We start from the raw sequence: 18,370 nt of genomic DNA on the forward strand, positions 1-18,370 counted from the left end.
CCTCGGCAGGGCTTTTTTACGTTTGGAAAAATCATGTCGCTCCTCCGCCCTTTGTCCCGCCTGCTGATTGCAGTCCTTGTCTCGGCGTCGACCGCTGTGGTCGCCGCCGATGCCGCACGGCCACGTATTGGCCTTGTTCTTGGTGGTGGCGGGGCGCGCGGTGCGGCGCATATCGGCGTTCTGGAAGTGCTGGAGAAATTGCACGTTCCGGTCGATTGCGTTGCCGGTACCAGCATGGGGGCACTGGTGGCCGGTACCTGGGCCGCCGGCATGTCACCGGCGACGATGCGCCAGAACCTGGCGGCGGCGGACTGGGGCGACATGTTCATCGATGATCCGGAATACGCCGAACTGAGTCATCGCAACAAGCAGATGGCCCGGCGTTTCCTGCCCGGCTCGGAAAGCGGCGTCATGGCCGACGGAGTCAAGTACCAGCCCGGCGTCGTCACCGGTCAGAAGATCAAGCTGTTCTTCAACCAATTGCTGCGGGCCAATCAGGGCGAGCGCAATATCGAGGACTTGCCGCTACCGCTATCGGTCATTGCGACCGATATTGGCACCGGCGAGCGCGTTGTCTTTCGCGACGGTCCCCTGACGCAGGCCATGCGTGCCAGCATGTCGGTGCCCGGTCTGCTCGCCCCGGTCGATCATCAGGGCCGCAAGCTGGTCGATGGCGGCCTGGTCGATAATCTGCCGATCGCCGAAGTGCGCGAGCGTTGCCAGGCCGATGTGGTCATTGCCGTCAATGTCGGTTCGCCCCTGCTCAAGGCCGAAGCAATCGGCTCGCTGCTTACCGTTTCGGCGCAGATGATCGCCATTCTGACCGAGCAGAACGTCAGTCGTTCGCTGACCCTGCTGCGTCAGGGCGACATTTACATCAAGCCCGAACTGGGTGCGATTACGGCAGGCGATTTCAGCAAGCATGCCGAGGCGGCTGACCTTGGCCGGCAGGCCGCCGAAGCGATGCGCCCCCAACTGGCTCAGCTGTCGCTCGACGAGGCAGCTTACCTGGCCTGGTGGCAGGGAATCGAGGTCCGGCGCAGGACTTCGCCGCGGATCGACGAAATCCAGATCACCGGGCTGAACAAGGTCAATCCCGCCGCGATCGAGCGCCATCTGCACGTCGAGCCTGGCGAAACCATTCGTCCCTCGGCGATCAACCACGACCTGCTGCGCATGTATGGCGACGGCTGGTACGAAAGCGTCGATTACACGGTGCTGACCCAGCGCGACAAGAACATCCTGCGGGTGATGCCGCTGGAGAAGCGCTGGGGGCCGGATTACATGCGCTTCGGCATCAACCTTCAGGCCGACAACAGCCAGGGTACTTCCTTCGGGCTGCGTGCTGCCTATCACTCGACCTGGCTCAATCGCCTGGGGGGAGAGCTGCTTGTGACCGGCGATGTGGGGTCGACCAACCGCCTTGGCGCCAATTTCTACCAGCCACTGGATGCGCGGCAGCGCTTCTTTGCCGAAGCGACGACCGGCGTCGAGCAGAGCCGGCTCAATATTTATCAGGATGACCGGCGAATTGCCCAATACAAGGTCACCGAAAGCGGCTTTGGCACCTATCTGGGCGTCAACGTCGGCGTGCTTGGTCCGCTGCGCCTGGGCTGGCTGCAGCGCCACCGCTATTACGACCCGGATATCGGCGTGCCGTCCTTGCCCAAGGCTGACCAGGCCTTTGGCGGCTGGAAGATCGGCCTCGACTTCGACCAGTTCGACCGCATGCACTTCCCGACCCGAGGCTGGGCGGCGCAACTGTCCTATTTCGACTCGCCGGAAGCCGGTTATTCGCGGGCCGATGCCAACCTGCAGGGCGCCTTTTCACTGGGCGGCACCGTCTTCAATGCCCGTTTTCGCTATACCGGTTCGCCGCGTGGCGAGCTGCCGGTCTATGATGCGGCCCAACTGGGCGGGTTCCTGAACATGACGGCGTTTGCCCCGAATCAGCTGATTGGCGACGATGTCCGTTATGCCGGCCTGCGCACCGAGCAGATCATCGGCAGCCTGCCGCTGGGTCTGCGCGGCGACATGCGCCTCGGCCTGGCGCTAGAGGCGGTACAGCTTGGCAAGCGTTATACCGAGACCAATCGCAGTGGCATTCTCGATTCAGCCGCCGTCTATCTGGGCGGCCAAACGCCGCTCGGGATGGCCTATGTCGGCTTCGGTTACTCGACCAGCCGGGTTTCCAACCTTTTCCTGTTTGTCGGTACGCCCTGAGCCAAAAACCGGTGGCATACTGACCAATTCACCGTTCTGGAGAGAAAACATGAAATCACGTTTCCTGTTGCTGATGGCTTCCTGTCTGTTATGGGCAGGCGTTGCGCTTGCCCAGATCAACATCAATACCGCGACGCCGGAGCAGCTCGACGGCTTGAAGGGCATTGGCCCGACCAAGGCCAAGGCCATTGTCGACTACCGCAAGAAAAATGGCCCGTTCAAATCGGTCGACGAACTGCAAAATGTGCCTGGCATCGGACCGGCCACCCTGAAGGACCTGCGTCCCGACGTCGTGGTCAGCGGCACCTCCCGCGCGCCGGTTACGGCCTCAACGCCGGCCGCACGGCCGCTTGCGGAAACCCCGAAACCCGCGGCGCTACCGCCGGCTCGCCCGATGGTCAAATCGAATCAGGAAGCCGCTCGCCCCGCCGCACCGGCCTTGCCCGGCAAGACTGCCCCGGCCCCCGTCGCAGCTGAAAAACCAGCCACCCCGGCAGGACCGGCAAAACCGGCCATGCCAGGCAAACCGGCAGTCGACAGCAAGCCGCAAGCAGTTCCGGCAGTCGCCGCCGAAAAGTTGACCGCCCCGGCGGCACCGGCCCGCCCAGCCATGCCCGGCAAGGCGGCAAACGAGGCCAAGGCTGCTGCTCCCGCTTCCGCAATGAAGCCAGCCAGCCCGCCTGCTGTTCCAGCCAAGCCGGCATCACCCGCCACCAAGCCAGCTGCACCGGCGGCGCCGGCCAAACCCGCCGCGCCAGCTGGTCCGGCAGCCTCCTATTAAGCGCCAGGCGCGTTCTTTGAGGTTTTCTTGAGCGATAGCCTGACTCTCTGCGCTACCACGCGTCTGGCGCAAACCCTGCGCGGCGAGTTGCCGGCTGAGCAGGCCGTCTGGCGCACCCGGCAGGCGCTGACGCTCGGTCAGTGGCTGGCGACCTTGGCCGATGAAGCACTGTTGAGCGGTATCGCCGATTTGCCGGTGGCGCTCGATGCCTTTTCCGAGCGCCTGCTCTGGGAAAAGGTCATCGCTGCCGCGCTGACCGAGGCGGCGCCGCTGTTCGACATCCAGGGCATGGCGGCTTCCGCCGCTGAGGCACAGGCCTTGTGCCGCGTCTGGAAACTGAAACCCGGGGGCGGCGAGCTCTCCGACGAGGCGAAGCTGTTCATCGGTTGGCAGGCCGATTTTGACAAGCGCTGCCGGGCCGCTGGCTGGATCGATGCTGCCGGGCTGCAGCGGCAATTGATCGAGTTGATCGCGGCTGGCCATTTCGCGCTGCCGTCAGTGATTATCCTCGCCGGTTTCGACCGCTATACGCCGCTCGAACAGGATCTGATGGCAGCGCTGGCGGTGCGGGGCGTAATCGTCGAAAGTTCGCCGGACTTTCCTGTTGAAGGCAGCGCGCAGGAGCGCTTAGCCTGTGCCGATGTCGAGGCTGAATGCCATGCCGTTGTGGCCTGGGCCAGGGAGCAACTGGTGGCCCGTCCCGATTGCCGGCTCGGCATTGTCGCGCCCGATCTGGCCGGGGTGCGCGACCGGCTGGAATTCCTGCTCGACGATGTGCTGCATCCGGCACTGATTCGCCCCGATGCGGCCGAAGTGCCGCGCTGTTTCAATTTTTCGCTCGGTCGGGCGCTGGCCGACCTGCCGCTGATCCGCGTCGGACTCGATCTGCTGGCGCTGGGCAGCGGCCGGGCCAAGGTCGAGCAGGGGCGCCTGTCCGGATTGTTGCTGGCCGGCGGTTGGTCGGCTGCCGAAGCTGAGGCGGATGGCCGGGCCCGGCTCGATGCGGCGTTACGTCGCGATTTGCCCTATTTCACCACCTTGCCTGCGCTGATCAAGTTGGCCGGACGGCTGGCCGAAAACGAACCGCCGCTTTGCCCGCAAACGATCGCGGCGCTCGAAGCCTTTGTCGAGACGGCCGGCGCAGCGACCCGCAAGTTGTTGCCCGGGCAATGGTCCGGCGTCTTCCGCAACTGCCTGAAGGCGGCCGGCTGGCCCGGCGACCGGCCCTTGTCCAGCCATGAATTCCAGGCGCGGCAGGCCTTTGGCGAGGTGCTCGACGGTTTTGGCCGGCTCGATGCGCTGCTTGGCCCGCTGGCCTTTGCCGAAGCGGTGCGCCGCCTGTCGCAGCTTTGCCGCCAGCGTCTGTTCCAGCCGGAAACGCGCGGCCGCCCGGCGATCCAGGTGCTGGGCGTGCTCGAAAGTGCCGGCCTGGGCTTCGATGCGCTGTGGGTGATGGGCATGAACGACGATCAGTGGCCACCACCGCCGCGTCCGAATCCGCTGCTGCCGGCCGAGATGCTGCGCGCGGTCGGGGCGGCGCATGCCAGCGCCGAGGTCGAGCTCGATTTTGCCCGGCGCGTCCATGTCCGCTTGTCGCACTCGGCGCCGGTGGTGACCTTTTCCTATGCGCGGGCCGAGGGCAATCGCGTGCTGCGCCCCAGTCCGTTGATTGCCGGTATTCCATTGGCTGGCGAAAAAAACGCCGAGCTCGAAACCTTGGCCCGGCAAATGGCTGGCGTAGCTGTTTCGTCGGTCGACCAGATCGATGATGCCTTGGCGCCACCTGTGGCCGAGGGCGAGAAGGTTTCCGGTGGCAGCTGGGTGTTGCGAGCTCAAGCCATTTGCCCGGCCTGGGCCTACTACCAGTACCGGCTGGGTGGTGAGGCGATGGAAGAGCCCGTCGAAGGACTGGACCCGGCGGCGCGCGGCACACTGGTTCATGAAGCGCTGGAAGCCTTCTGGACGGCGATCGCTTCATTTGATGCCTTGGTGGCGCTTGATGAGGCGGCACGCGAGCAGGCCATCAGCGAAGCGGTCGGCAAGGCCCTGCAGCATTTCGAACTGGATCGTCGCACCACGCTGCCGGCCCGTTTCCGCGAACTGGAGGCAGCGCGTCTGGCCAAGCTGCTCGATCTCTGGCTGCAGGTCGAAGCCAGGCGTGGCTTGCCTTTCGAGGTCGTGGCCTGCGAACAGCCGGCCGAAGTTGAAATCGAAGGCATCAAGGTCAAGATGGTGGTCGACCGCATCGACCGCCTGGCCGATGGCCGGCAGATCATCATCGACTACAAGACCGGGGCCGCCATCGATACCAAAAATTGGGCCGAACAGCGTATTACCGAGCCGCAGTTGCCAATCTACGCCGCGCTGGTCAATGACGAGGTGACGGCCGTCGTTTTCGCCAAGGTGCTGCTCGACAAACCGGGGTTCGCCGGCGTGGCTGACGAAAAGGATATCCTGCCCGGCGTACAGGGCATCGGCGACGACAAGCAGAAAATCTTCGATCCGGCTGAATTTCCGGACTGGATCGCCGTGATCACGCACTGGCGGGAACGCCTGCATGCGGTGGCGAAAGAAGTGAAGGCCGGGCAGGCCGGCGTGGTGTTCGCCAACGAAAAAGACCTGCAGTATTGCGAGGTGCTGCCCTTGCTCCGCTTGCCGGAACGGCGCCGCTTGCTGGCCGGGTTCGTTGCCCATTCGGGCAGCGAGGCGGCCAACCGCTTGCTTGGCCAAACCTTCCCGGTTTCCTCCAGCGAGATTGGGCGTTAATTTATGGTGCTTGCCATCGATCGCCTTGAAGAAGACAGGATTGCCCGGCAGCGGGCGCTGGAGGTTGCCTCCTTCATCGTCGAGGCACCGGCCGGCGCCGGCAAGACGGAATTGCTGACGCAGCGTTACCTGCGCCTGCTGGCCGTGGTCGAGCACCCAGAAGAGGTGTTGGCGCTGACCTTTACCAACAAGGCAGCCACCGAGATGCGCGACCGCATCCTCGGCAGCCTGGAACTGGCGTCCGGCGACAAACTGCCGGAACAGCCGCACAAGCAGCTGACCTTCGGGCTGGCCAGGCAGGTGCTGGCGCATGACGCCGAGCGCGGCTGGAGTTTGCTCGGCCATCCCGGCCGGCTGCGCATCACGACCCTGGATTCCCTCTGTGCAAGTCTGGCCCGCCAGATGCCCTACCTGAGCCGCTTCGGCAGCCAGCCGGGCGTCAGCGACGATGCCGAGGCGCACTACGCGACGGCAGCGCGGCGGACACTGGAAATGGTCGAGTCCGGGAGCGACGATGCCGAGGTGATCGCCGAGGCGCTGGCTTTCATGGATAACAACGCCGGCCGCCTGGAAAAATTGCTGATAGCCATGCTTGGCCGTCGCGACCAGTGGCTGCACCACGCCTCGCGCATCGAAAGCGGGGCGATGAAGCGCGAAGTCGAAGCCGGCTTTGCAGCGCTGATCGAGCGCGATCTGGCCGCGGTCGGCGGCTTGCTCGACGGGCGGATGCAATCGCTGCTGATGCCCTTGGCCCGCTTTGCGGCGGCCAATGCGCCGGGCCTGCTCGATGCCATTGCCGACTGGAGCTCGCCGCTGACTGCGGCGATTGCCGATCTGCCAACTTGGCAAGCGCTGGCCGGACTGCTGCTGACTGGCACCGGCACACTACGCAAGTCGGTCGACAAGCGCATCGGTTTTCCGGCTGACAAGGAATTGGCCGACCAGAAGAAAGCCATGCTCGAATTGCTCGGCGATCTGCGCAGCGTGGATGGGCTGGAAGCGGCGCTGGCCATGCTGGTCAAATTGCCGCAGCCGGAACTGAGCGAGGCCGAGTGGGCCACCGTCGAATGCTTCTCGCGCCTGCTCCGGCTGGCGGCCGGTCAATTGTGGCTGGCCTTCCAGGAAGCCGGCGAGGTCGATTTCATCGAGATCGCCGCCCGGGCCGGGCTGGCGCTGGGCGATGACGATGCGCCGACCGATCTGGCGCAGGCGCTCGATTACCGGATTCGCCATCTGCTGGTCGATGAATTCCAGGACACCAGCCCGAGCCAGGTCGGCCTGATCGAAAAACTGACGCGTGGCTGGATGCCGGACGACGGCCGGACACTGTTTGTGGTCGGCGACCCGATGCAGTCGATCTACCGTTTCCGCAAGGCCGACGTCGGGCTGTTCCTGCGCGTTCGCGAGCGTGGCATCGGCGATATCCGGCTTGGCCATCTGCGGCTGTTCCGCAACAACCGCTCCTACCCGGGCATTGTCGATTGGGTCAATGCCGCCTTCCCGAGCATCTTCCCGGCCGAGGACAGCCCGGAGGCCGGCGCGGTGCGCTATGCCGAATCGGCGGCGACCCGTTCGCCGCGTGCCGATAGCGGCGTCGTCGTGCATCCGGTCATCGAGCACGAAGGGGGGGACGCCGCCGGTGAGGAGGCTCGCCGGGTCCTCACCATCATCCGGGAAGCCCGCCGCGCCGCGCCAGCCGAACGCATCGCCGTGCTGGTTCGCGCCCGCAGCCACCTCGATGCGCTGGTCAGCGAGATCCGGCGCAGCGCGCCCGAACTGCGTTTCCAAGCGGTCGATATCGAAGGCCTGGATGGCCGCCAGCATGTGCAGGATTTGCTGACCCTGTTCCGTGCCCTGCATCACCGCGCCGACCGCGTCCACTGGCTGGCCCTGCTGCGCGCTCCGTGGTGTGGCCTGAAACTGGCCGATCTGCATGCGCTGGCCGCCGACGACAAGAAATCGACGATCTGGCAACTGATGCAGGATGAGGCCCGCCTCGCCCGGCTATCCGATGACGGCCAGCAACGATTGAGACATGTGCTTGGCGTGCTGCACCAGGCCTTCGCCGGCCGCGACCGCCAGCACCCGCGGCGCTGGCTGGAAGGTGTCTGGCTGATGCTGGGCGGACCACGTTGCCTGGAAGCGCCGGAAGCCCTGAACGATGTCGAAGCCTTCTTCGCGCTGGTCGACAAGCTGGTCGCCAGCCGTACGCTGAGCGCCGAAACCCTGGCTGCCCATGCCGCCGAACTCTATGCGCCGTCCGACCCGCTGGGTGATGCCGTGCAGATGATGACGGTGCATAAATCCAAAGGCCTCGAATTCGATACGGTGATCCTGCCCGGCCTGCACCGCGAAACCGGTGGCAACGACAGCAGCCTGCTGCTCTGGGATGAGGTCGCCGGGGCCGATGGCGATGAACACCTGCTGGTCGCGCCAATCAAGCAGAAAGGCGCCGGCAATGGTGAGCCAACCGCCTACGACTACCTTAAAAAGCTCGAAGCCGAGCGGGCCGCGCACGAAGATGAGCGACTGCTCTACGTCGCGGCCACCCGCGCCATCCGCCGCTTGCATCTGCTCGGCATCGCCGTGGCCGATGCAAAGAAGGAGGAGGGGCTGAAGTCGCCGGCCAATGGCACGCTGCTCAAGCTGTTGTGGCCGGGTGTGGCGCAGCGCGAATTTTTGGCGGCGCTGACTGAGGGCGAGTCTGGCGAACCCGCTCGTGCCAGCATCGACCCGGCGACTTTCGTGCCACCGCTGGTTCGCCTCCGGGAGGTGCATGTGCCGCCGGCCTTGCGGTCGCCGGCCGAAGGCGTCCGTCCGGCAGATAACCCAGTCGATCTCGATACGCCGGAAAGTACCCTGTCGCTGGAGGCCTCGGTCGGTACCCTGGTGCACCGCTGCCTGGAGCTGATCGCAAAAAATGGCTTGCCAGCCTGGTCAGACAAACGGATTTCCGGTTTGCAACCGGTATACCAACGCTGGTTGCAGGCGCAAGGGCACAGCGAGGCCGACGCCGAAAGTGGTGCTGGCGAAGTGGTCGCCGCCCTGGTCAGTACATTGGCGTCCGATACCGGGCGCTGGTTGCTCACCGATCACCCGCAATCTGCCGCCGAGCAGGCCTGGAGCAGCACGGATGGCTCGCTCACGGTCAATCACGTGATCGACCGTGTTTTCGTGGCCGATGCCTGCCGCTGGATCATTGATTACAAGACGGTACGCTTGCCTGACGCGGAATTGCCGCAGAGAGCCGAAAGCTACCGGCCGCAGCTCGAACGCTATGCCAGCCTGTTTGCTGGCGATCCGCTGCCCTTGCGCCTGGCCATCTATTTTCCGTTGCAGGGGCGCCTGATCGAGTTGCCAGCGGCCATGCCTTCGGCCCGCGCTGCCCAGTTCAGCCTGTTTGAATAAACTCGCCCTAGGGTATGGACCAGTAACACCGTCATATTCAAATGGACTATACTTGCAAGTCGGCATTTTTATGCGGTCAGCATGCTCCGAAGTTTGGCCATCTCTCTCTTGTTTTTTGCCTTGCCAGCAGCCGGCCTGCTGGGAGGCGCGGTGCGTGCTGCGGAGCCGGTACTGCGTGTCGTGGTGCTGGAGAATTCCCCGCCGATGTCCTATCGGGATGAAACCGGGCAGCTGACGGGCTTCAGTGTCGAGATTGCCCGTGCCCTGTGTCAGGAAATTCGTGCCAATTGCGCCTTTGACGTGGCCGATCAAAGCACTTTGCTCGACACGGTGGCCAAGGGTAAGGCCGATATTGCTGCGGCAGCGGTTTTTGAAACAGCCGAGCGTCGTGGACGCCTGCTTTTTGCCAAACCCTATTACCGCTCGTTATCCCTTTGGCTGGCTCGGCCGGATGTCGTGCCGGGGCGTAGCGGTATCCGGGTGGCTGTGGTTCATGGCTCAGCGCAGGAGGATTACGCCCGCCGGCAGGGCTGGGAAATGCATCAGGTTCGTAACAATGCCGATCTGGCCGGCGTGCTGCTTGGTGGTGAGGCCCAGGCTGCTCTGGTCCCGATGATCAGCGCCTTGCAGCTGCAGAAGAGCGACCCATTCCGGCGGCTCGGGCTGGCCCCCACCGTTCTGCGTGCGCCGGAATTGAGTGGCGATGCATCGTTCGGGATCTCGTCGCGTCGTCCGGGGCTGAGAGAAGAAATCAATGCGGCGCTTGATCGCATCAAGCGTAATGGGACGTATGATCGGATCAATTCCCGCTTTTTGCCTTTCCGGGTGAGTTGATGCCTTCTCTTCAAGGTTTTTGGTCGCGCTACATTGCGCCTCCTTTCATTCTGGTTTGCCGTCCGTGATCAAGGCGCCCAGGGGGATGCATGCCGGGCGCGCCTTCGGTTTTCTGGCTGCCCTGTTCGTGCTGGCTTTCGGCTTGGCGGTGGTTCTGCTGGCCATGGACCAGCAGCGGGTGATCGATGCGAACGCGCATCTTGAAGAACAAACCGTGCCGGAAATCATTCGCTATCAGCGGCTGGCCAGAAACCTTGAACAGCTACGCCAGGAAGGCGAGCGTATTTTTGCAGTCAGTTCGCATGCCTCGCGCCAGCAGTCGATGTTTGTCGTGACCCTGATCGCCAGCCACCCCAGCGTTCTGGAGCACCCCGGGGCGGCCAAGCTGGCACGCGAAACGGAACAGTTTCTTGGCGAGGTGGTGCGTCAATCGGTACGCGACGAACAGCGGCCGGCGATCCATTATCAAGAGTGGCAGCGCCTGGCGTCACGTCTTGGCATACAGGTCGACGATGTGTCGATCGAGGGAATCAATCTTGCCACCAGTGACCTGAACGTGGCGGCAGACGCCATGCGGCTGGCACGTTACAAGTTGATCATTGCCCTGCTACTGGTTGGGCTGTTCCTGCTGGCTTTCATCGTCCTCGTCCGTCGCCACCTGATCCAGCCCCTGCAGCGGATCGATCATGCCCTGTCCAATCTGAGTGCGGCCAGTCCCTTGCCGGATTTCGACACGTCGAGAATGCTCGAGATACAGGCCGTCGAAGAGGCGATTCGCGAGCACCATGATTTGCTGATCCAGAACGAACAGGCACGACAGGTCCTGGAAAAACTGGCCAACAAGGATGGCCTGACCGGCCTGATGAACCGCCGCTTCTTCATGCAGTCGGCCGAGGCTGAACTGCAGCGGGCGCAGCGCTATCGGCGGCCGGTCACGGTTGCCATGGCCGACCTCGATTTTTTCAAGAAACTGAACGACACCTATGGTCATGCCGCCGGCGATGCGGTGTTGTGTGCCTTCGCCGATCTGGTTCGGGACTCCTCGCGGCAGTCCGATCTGGTTTGTCGTTACGGTGGTGAAGAGTTCGCTTTCCTGTTCCCGGAAATTTCGCCGACCGAGGCAGAGGCGCTGGCCGAGCGCTTGCGCGCCAGTTGCGCCAACGCCGAAATCGGCCTGCCCGATGGCCGGACGGTCAAGGTGACGGTCAGCATGGGGCTGGCCGATGCCAGTGAATGCCCGATCGAAATCGCCCTCAAGCATGCCGACGACGCCCTGTACGAGGCCAAGCGCCTCGGGCGGAACCGGGTGGTGCTCGGCGCCTGAGTCGGTCGTCACAAATCCAGCACAAGAAATTCCCGGATTGGCTGCCGCTTGCCAGTTAAAATTCCGGGCTGAATTTTTTGGGTATTTTTATGCGTCGACTGCTGGATGCGCTTCTTCGCTTCGGACAACGCCTGGCCGGCGGGCAGGTGATCGCCTCCATCGAGACGGTGACGCTGCTGGTCAGCCTGTTCTTTGCCCTGTTCTGCAATCAGCTTTTCCTGCGTGGCATGCTGGCCGGCTACGACATGGCGCAGCCGGGAAGCTGGCTGCTGGCAGGCTCGCTGCTGGTCGGTCTGGCTGCCGTGCATTTCATCATGCTCAGCCCTTTCATGACACGGTGGACAACCAAACCGCTGCTGGCCCTGCTGCTCGTCGCGACGGCCTTCGCCGTTCACTTCATGACGCGCTACAAGGTCTATCTCGACACCAACATGCTGCGCAATGTGCTGGCGACCGATGTCCGGGAAGCGCGCGACCTGATGACCTGGTCGCTGATTCCACAACTGCTGCTCTACGCGGCACTCCCCTTGTGGCTGCTCAGCCGTCTCCGCCTCAAGCAGCGCACCGTCGGCCGGGCGCTGCTGGTTCGTCTCGGTTCAATCGTGCTGGCCCTGCTCGTGCTGGGCGGTGCCATTTTCCTGAATTTTCAGGATATCGCCTCACTGATGCGCAACAACCGGGAGTTCCGCTTCCTGGTGACGCCGGCCAATTACCTCTATTCGCTGGTTCAGGTGAGCCGTAGTCAGGCGCTGGCCGTCGAGGCCGCGCGCGAACCGGTCGGCGCCGATGCGCAGCCCGGCCCCGGCTGGAAAAATCGCGACAAGCCGGTGGTCATGGTCATGGTCCTTGGCGAAACAGTACGTGCCGCCAATTGGGGCTTGTCCGGGTATGCGCGCCAGACCACGCCGGAGTTGGCCGCCGAGGCCGGCATTATCAACTTCGCCGACGTGACCAGTTGTGGCACCGATACCGAAACCTCGCTGCCCTGCATCTTTTCGCCCTGGGGGCGGCGAAAATATGATGAGGCGCGCATCCGGAACAGCGAGTCGGTGCTTGATGTCGTCGCCCGGGCCGGCTTCCGTGTCGTCTGGGTGGATAACCAGTCGGGCTGCAAGGGGGTCTGCAAGGGCGTCGAATCGATTCGTCCCGATCTGGCCAAGTCACCGGACCATTGTTTTGGCGGCGAGTGTCAGGATGGCGCGCTGGTCGATTCCCTGAAACAACTGGTCGACGAAACGCCGGGCAACCTGATGATCGTCCTGCACCAGATGGGTAATCACGGGCCGGCCTATTTCAAGCGCTATCCGGATGAGTTCAAAGCTTTCAAGCCGGCCTGCGAGGATCCCGATCTGCCGCATTGCTCGGAGGACAGCATCGTCAACGCCTACGACAATGCGATTCGCTATACCGATCATGTGCTCGCCTCGCTGGTCCGCACGCTGCGCGACCATCAAAGCCACGACTCGGCGCTGCTCTACGTGTCGGATCACGGCGAATCGCTGGGCGAAAAAGGCCTGTTCCTGCACGGTGTGCCCTACAAGATTGCCCCGGAAGTGCAGACCAAGGTGCCCATGGTGATGTGGTTTTCGCCGGGCTTCGCGCCAAGCTTTGCGCTGGATACGGCCTGCCTTGGCAAGGTCGCCGCCTCGCCACAGTCGCATGACAATCTGTTCCACACCTTCCTTGGTCTGCTCGACGTGAAGACCAGCGTTTACGCGCCGGAAATGGACTTCTCGGCCAAGTGTCGCAAGGGCTGAGCCTGGCCTTAGCCCAGTAGAACGAAGGCCCAGATCGCCGCGGCGTTGATCAGGCTGAGCAGCACAGCGGCACTGCCCATGTCCTTGGCGCGTTTGGCCAGTTCGTGCTTCTCCGGCGAAGCCTTGTCGACGACGGCCTCCAGTCCCGAATTCAGGATTTCGACGATCAGGATCAGGATGATGCTGCCGACCATCAGCGCCCGGTCGATGCCAGTCTTGCCAAGGTATACGGCCAGCGGAATGGCGATCACGGCAAGCAGAACTTCCTCACGGAAGGCGGCTTCGTTTTTCCAGGCGGCAGCCAGTCCGTCGCGCGAGTAGCCGAGGGCATTCCATAAACGGGTCAGGCCCTTCTTGCCCTTGAAGGCGGCGGCGTCAGTCATTTCTTTTTCTCAAGCAAAGGTTTCAGGAAGCGCCCGGTATGGCTGGCCTTGCATTTGGCCACTTCTTCAGGCGTGCCGCTGACCAGGATGCGGCCCCCGCCATCGCCGCCCTCCGGCCCGAGATCGACGATCCAGTCGGCGGTCTTGATGACGTCGAGGTTGTGTTCGATGACGACGATGGTGTTGCCGTTGTTGGCCAGACGCTGCAGGACGCTGAGCAGCATTTCGATGTCCTGGAAATGCAGGCCGGTGGTCGGCTCGTCGAGGATATACAGCGTGCGGCCGGTATCGCGCTTGGACAGTTCAAGGGCGAGCTTGACGCGCTGGGCTTCGCCGCCGGACAGCGTGGTCGCGCTCTGGCCCAGGGTGATGTAGCTGAGGCCGACATCGACCAGTGTTTGCAGCTTGCGCGCGATGTTGGGGACGGGGTCGAAGAACTCTCGCGCCTGCTCGACGGTCATGCCGAGAATGTCGTAAATGTTCTTGCCCTTGTACTGGACTTCCAGCGTTTCGCGGTTGTAGCGCTTGCCGTGGCAGACGTCGCAGGGGACGTAGATATCGGGCAGGAAGTGCATCTCCACCTTGATCATGCCGTCGCCCTGGCAGGCCTCGCAGCGTCCGCCCTTGACGTTGAAGCTGAAGCGTCCCGGCCCGTAGCCGCGGACGCGGGATTCGGGTACCTGGGCGAACAGCTCGCGGATCGGCGTCAGCAGGCCGGTGTAGGTCGCCGGGTTGGAGCGCGGCGTGCGGCCAATCGGCGCCTGGTCGACGTTGATTACCTTGTCGAACAGCTCCAGACCGATGATTTCCTTGTGTGGTGCGGGTTCCGTGGTCGAGCCGTAGAGGTGTCTGGCGGCCGCCGCGTACAGCGTGTCGTTGATCAGCGTCGATTTGCCCGAGCCGGAAACACCGGTGATGCAGGTAAGCAGGCCGCCGGGGATTTCCAGCGTGACGTCCTTCAGATTGTTGCCGTAGGCGCCGACGACCTTGAGCTGCTTGTTCGGATCCGGCACCCGGCGCGTTTTCGGGGCAGAAATGGATTTGCGGCCGGACAGGTAATCGCCAGTCATCGATAGCGGATTGGCCTGAACCTCGGCCGGCGTCCCCTGGGCAACGATGAAACCGCCATGCACCCCGGCGCCAGGGCCGATGTCGACGACGTAGTCGGCGGCGCGGATGGCATCCTCGTCATGCTCGACGACCAATACCGTGTTGCCCATGTCGCGCAGGTTCTTCAATGTTTCGAGCAGACGATCATTGTCGCGCTGGTGCAGACCGATTGAGGGTTCGTCGAGTACATACATGACGCCGGTCAGGCCCGAGCCGATCTGCGAGGCCAGCCGGATGCGCTGCGCCTCGCCGCCGGACAGCGTTTCGGCCGAGCGCTCGAGGCACAGGTAATCGAGGCCGACGTTGATCAGGAAGCTCAGGCGGGCGGTGATTTCCTTGAGGATCTTGTCGGCCACCTGTGCCTTGGCGCCGGTCAGCGTCAGGCAGTTGAAATAATTGCGCGCCTCGCCAAGCGGCATCCGGCTGATTTCATACAGGGTCTTGTCGCCGACCCGAACATGCCGTGCCTCAATGCGCAGCCGGGTGCCGGCGCAGCTCGGGCAGGCCGAACTGCTGACGTACTTCGCCAACTCCTCGCGCACGGCGTTCGATTCGCTGCCGCGGTAGCGCCGTTCCAGGTTCGGGATGATGCCTTCGAAGCTGTGGCTGCGGTCGAAGCGGGTGCCCTTCTCGTTCAGGTAGCGGAAGTTGATGGCCACGTTGCCTGAGCCGTAAAGGACCAGTTGCTGGACCTTTTCCGGCAAGTCGTTCCATGGCGTATCGACCGAAAAACCGTAATGGTCGGCCAGCGATTCGATGATCTGGAAGTAGAACTGGTTCTTCTTGTCCCAGCCGCGAATCGCGCCGCCGGCCAGCGAAGCGGTTGGTTGGGTGACCACCCGTTTCGGGTCGAAGAACTGGATGACGCCCAGGCCGTCGCACTTCGGGCAGGCGCCCATCGGGTTGTTGAACGAGAACAGGCGCGGTTCCAGTTCCTGCAAGGCGTAGGAACAGACCGGGCAGGCGAACTTGGCCGAAAAAAGATGCTCGACGTTGCTGTCCATTTCCAGCGCGATGGCTCGGCCCTCGGCATGGCGCAGCGCTGTTTCAAAGGATTCGGCCAGGCGCTGGCGCATGTCGTCACGCACCTTCAGGCGGTCGACGACGACGTCGACGGTGTGTTTCTGGGTCTTGGCCAGCTTGGGTACGGCATCGATCTCATAGACCGTGCCATCGACACGGACGCGGGCAAAGCCTTGGGCGCGCAATTCGGTGAACAGGTCGACTTGTTCGCCCTTGCGGTTGGCAACGACCGGGGCGAGGATCATCAGCTTGGTTTCGGCCGGCAGGGCGAGCACGGTGTCGACCATCTGCGACACGGTTTGCGCTTCCAGCGGCTGGTTGTGGTCCGGGCAGTACGGCGTGCCGGCGCGGGCGAAGAGCAGGCGCAGGTAGTCGTGAATTTCAGTCACGGTGCCGACCGTCGACCGTGGGTTGTGCGAGGTCGCCTTCTGTTCGATGGAAATGGCCGGGCTCAGGCCTTCGATCAGATCGACATCCGGTTTCTCCATCAACTGCAGGAACTGCCGGGCATAGGCCGACAGCGATTCGACATAACGGCGCTGTCCCTCGGCGTACAAGGTGTCGAAGGCCAGGGAGGACTTGCCGGAGCCGGATAGTCCGGTGATCACGATCAACTGATCACGCGGCAGGTCGAGGTTGATGTTCTTTAAATTGTGGGTGCGCGCACCGCGGATGCGGATGGTTTCCATCGCTGCTCGGGAACGGTTGGGGAGAGGAATGAACTATACGCAAAACCCCGGCGATATGCACGGACGGCTGTTTTTTTATACAGCATTGCTTGTTCGTCGTTTGTTGGATGGCTAAGGCCAAAAACATCGCTATTGCATAAATAATGCATTTCGGATTATGTCAAAGTGATAAAATTGCGAGCTCGGCCGCCGCTGGGTGGCCATCCCGTCAACGAATTAGGATTCCTGCCATGAAATTTGTCTCGCCACTTGTCCGTGCCTTGCCTGTCGCAGCCTTGTCCGCCTTGCTCCTGAGTGCCTGTAGCAATACCGGCAATTCCGTTTCTGCCGCCAATGCTGAAGGCCTGATGAGCGCCGGCAAATCGGTTGCCCAGGCGGCTACGTTGAGCGACGCCGAGGTCATGCAACTGTCCGACAAGTCCTGCGCCGAACTCGACGGCCAGTCCAAGATCGCGGCACCGAAAAGTAAGTACGCCCTGCGCCTCGCCAAGATCACCAAGAGCATGCCCAAGGACGTCAATGGCGTCGCCATCAGCTACAAGGTCTATGAGACCAAGGACGTCAACGCCTGGGCCATGAACAACGGCTGCGTGCGCGTCTATTCCGGTCTGATGAATTTGATGACCGACGACGAAATCCGTGGCGTGGTCGGCCACGAAATCGGGCACGTCGCGCTGGGCCACTCCAAGAAATCCATGCAGGTCGCCTACGCCGCCGGCGCTGCCCGCCAGATCGCAGCTGTCTCGGGTAATTCCGCCGTTGCCGCCCTGAGTTCTTCCGACATTGGCGCCATTGCCGAAAAGCTGGTCAATGCCCAATTCTCGCAAGCTCAGGAAAGCGACGCCGACGATTACTCCTTCGACCTGCTGACCGCTGCCAAGCTGAAGCGCGAGGGCCTGATTTCCGCCTTTGAAAAGCTCGCCAAGCTGGGTGACAGCAACAGCATGCGGAGTTCGCATCCATCGTCCTCCGGCCGCGCCCAGCACATCCGCGACCGCATCGCTGCGAAGAAGTAAGGACACCAACTAGCCATCCGACCCCGATGGCCTCTTGCCCGACGGTTAGTGCCGTCGGGTTTTTTTGCGCCTGGAATCCGAAGGGTGAGCCGGGTTTTCTAGAGACTGAGCTTCATTCGCTATGCAACGGGCGGCTATGTGCCCTAAGCGGAAGTAGGTCGAATTGGAAAGCTGCCGTTCACGGTTTGAGCTCAGCTGACCGCGTAAGCGAGCAAAGCCCGCTGTAGCGCGAGGTTGGGACTCAAGCGGGCTGCCATTTTGGAACCCAGTTCCCAGCCGAAACACAACCGATGGCTAGATGGTCAGTTTGAACAATTGATCGAGCCAACGCACTCTTCGATACGGTCGACACAGTTGAATGGCCTCCTTGGCCGGGAGTGCCTAGACGGTTGAAGAAAGTCCGCCACAACAGTCACTCCTTGAAGATGATGATAACGATGCTTCCCGCAGGCGCAGCCCCGAAGAGTCCACCGAGCGCCGCAATTGGAGCACCTAATAGAAACCAGACAATGACATAGCCTGGGGTACATGGCTGGAGGAAAAACAGTACCCAGATCAATAGTGCGCTAAGTGCTGCTAATGCCAACGACAATGGAGATGCGAGAAAGCATAGCAATCCTATGCCAAACGTTTTCCAGTCACCGGTGAAAAGACCAATAGGTGTCAGTACAATTCCAGCAAGGATTGCAGGCACCGAAATAAGAGCCACCGTTCCAATTGTGCAGAAGACGAACACACTATTACGAAGAGCGTGAACGACTTCAAGCCTCTCGACATGAATGACTCCCGGACGGCCAATACCGGGCAGGTTTATATCTGCCATCCACTTCCAGAGGAGGCCCGCGTTCTCAGCGAAGTCCTGCTCTAGCGATAGATCCGAGACGTATGCGTGGCTTTGGCCTAGCAAAAACAAATACGCGAGGATTGGCACTAGGGTCAATATGGCGACGATTGCCAGCATCTTCTTGATAGTGTTCATTTCGCCTCCCGAGCTTAATCTCTTGCAGACCGGATTAATTATGATGCCCAACTGCGATTAAACGGCCCCGTTTCATC

General features: G+C 62.5%; 11 protein-coding genes. 8 read left to right on the plus strand and 3 right to left on the minus strand.

Features of this window, described 5'->3' with window-relative positions:
- Positions 1-33 precede the first annotated feature (33 nt).
- The 7 genes from DARO_RS02420 to DARO_RS02450 all read left to right on the plus strand — a co-directional run bounded on the left by DARO_RS02420 (position 34) and on the right by DARO_RS02450 (position 13,093).
- Positions 34-2,223 (plus strand): patatin-like phospholipase family protein, encoded by a 2,190-nt coding sequence (locus DARO_RS02420; protein WP_011286231.1) that lies wholly within the window; start codon positions 34-36, stop codon positions 2,221-2,223.
- Between the two features lie 49 nt (positions 2,224-2,272).
- The gene (locus DARO_RS23005) at positions 2,273-3,004 is read left to right on the plus strand and encodes a helix-hairpin-helix domain-containing protein (RefSeq protein ID WP_083761470.1); all 732 of its coding nucleotides are present in this window, start codon (positions 2,273-2,275) and stop codon (positions 3,002-3,004) included.
- 27 nt (positions 3,005-3,031) lie between these two features.
- The gene (locus tag DARO_RS02430; protein ID WP_011286233.1) at positions 3,032-5,770 is read left to right on the plus strand and encodes a PD-(D/E)XK nuclease family protein; all 2,739 of its coding nucleotides are present in this window, start codon (positions 3,032-3,034) and stop codon (positions 5,768-5,770) included.
- Between the two features lie 3 nt (positions 5,771-5,773).
- Positions 5,774-9,178, plus strand: a complete 3,405-nt coding sequence (locus DARO_RS02435; protein ID WP_011286234.1) for a UvrD-helicase domain-containing protein — start codon at positions 5,774-5,776, stop codon at positions 9,176-9,178.
- A gap of 81 nt (positions 9,179-9,259) precedes the next feature.
- Positions 9,260-10,012 carry an ABC transporter substrate-binding protein gene (locus DARO_RS02440; RefSeq protein WP_011286235.1) on the plus strand — a complete coding sequence of 251 codons (753 nt, stop codon included), beginning with the start codon at positions 9,260-9,262 and terminating at the stop codon, positions 10,010-10,012.
- A 64-nt stretch (positions 10,013-10,076) separates the two neighbouring features.
- On the plus strand, positions 10,077-11,336 hold the full coding sequence (locus DARO_RS21495) for a GGDEF domain-containing protein (RefSeq protein WP_198134091.1): 1,260 nt from the start codon (positions 10,077-10,079) through the stop codon (positions 11,334-11,336).
- A gap of 89 nt (positions 11,337-11,425) precedes the next feature.
- Positions 11,426-13,093, plus strand: coding sequence for a phosphoethanolamine--lipid A transferase (locus tag DARO_RS02450; RefSeq protein WP_011286237.1), 1,668 nt, complete (start codon positions 11,426-11,428; stop codon positions 13,091-13,093).
- 8 nt (positions 13,094-13,101) lie between these two features.
- Here the strand turns inward: DARO_RS02450 and DARO_RS02455 are convergent, their stop codons facing one another.
- Positions 13,102-13,476, minus strand: coding sequence for a diacylglycerol kinase (locus DARO_RS02455; RefSeq protein ID WP_011286238.1), 375 nt, complete (start codon positions 13,474-13,476; stop codon positions 13,102-13,104).
- The gene (uvrA, locus tag DARO_RS02460) at positions 13,473-16,298 is read right to left on the minus strand and encodes an excinuclease ABC subunit UvrA (RefSeq protein ID WP_011286239.1); all 2,826 of its coding nucleotides are present in this window, start codon (positions 16,296-16,298) and stop codon (positions 13,473-13,475) included. The genes DARO_RS02455 and uvrA overlap by 4 nt, the downstream gene beginning before the upstream one ends.
- 230 nt (positions 16,299-16,528) lie before the next feature.
- Here uvrA and DARO_RS02465 point away from each other — a divergent pair, with 230 nt between their 5' ends.
- On the plus strand, positions 16,529-17,314 hold the full coding sequence (locus tag DARO_RS02465; RefSeq protein ID WP_011286240.1) for a M48 family metalloprotease: 786 nt from the start codon (positions 16,529-16,531) through the stop codon (positions 17,312-17,314).
- A 412-nt stretch (positions 17,315-17,726) separates the two neighbouring features.
- Here the strand turns inward: DARO_RS02465 and DARO_RS02470 are convergent, their stop codons facing one another.
- Complete coding sequence (locus DARO_RS02470; RefSeq protein WP_041224170.1) at positions 17,727-18,293, minus strand: hypothetical protein; 567 nt, start codon at positions 18,291-18,293, stop codon at positions 17,727-17,729.
- Positions 18,294-18,370 lie beyond the last annotated feature (77 nt).

Source organism: Dechloromonas aromatica RCB, from assembly GCF_000012425.1.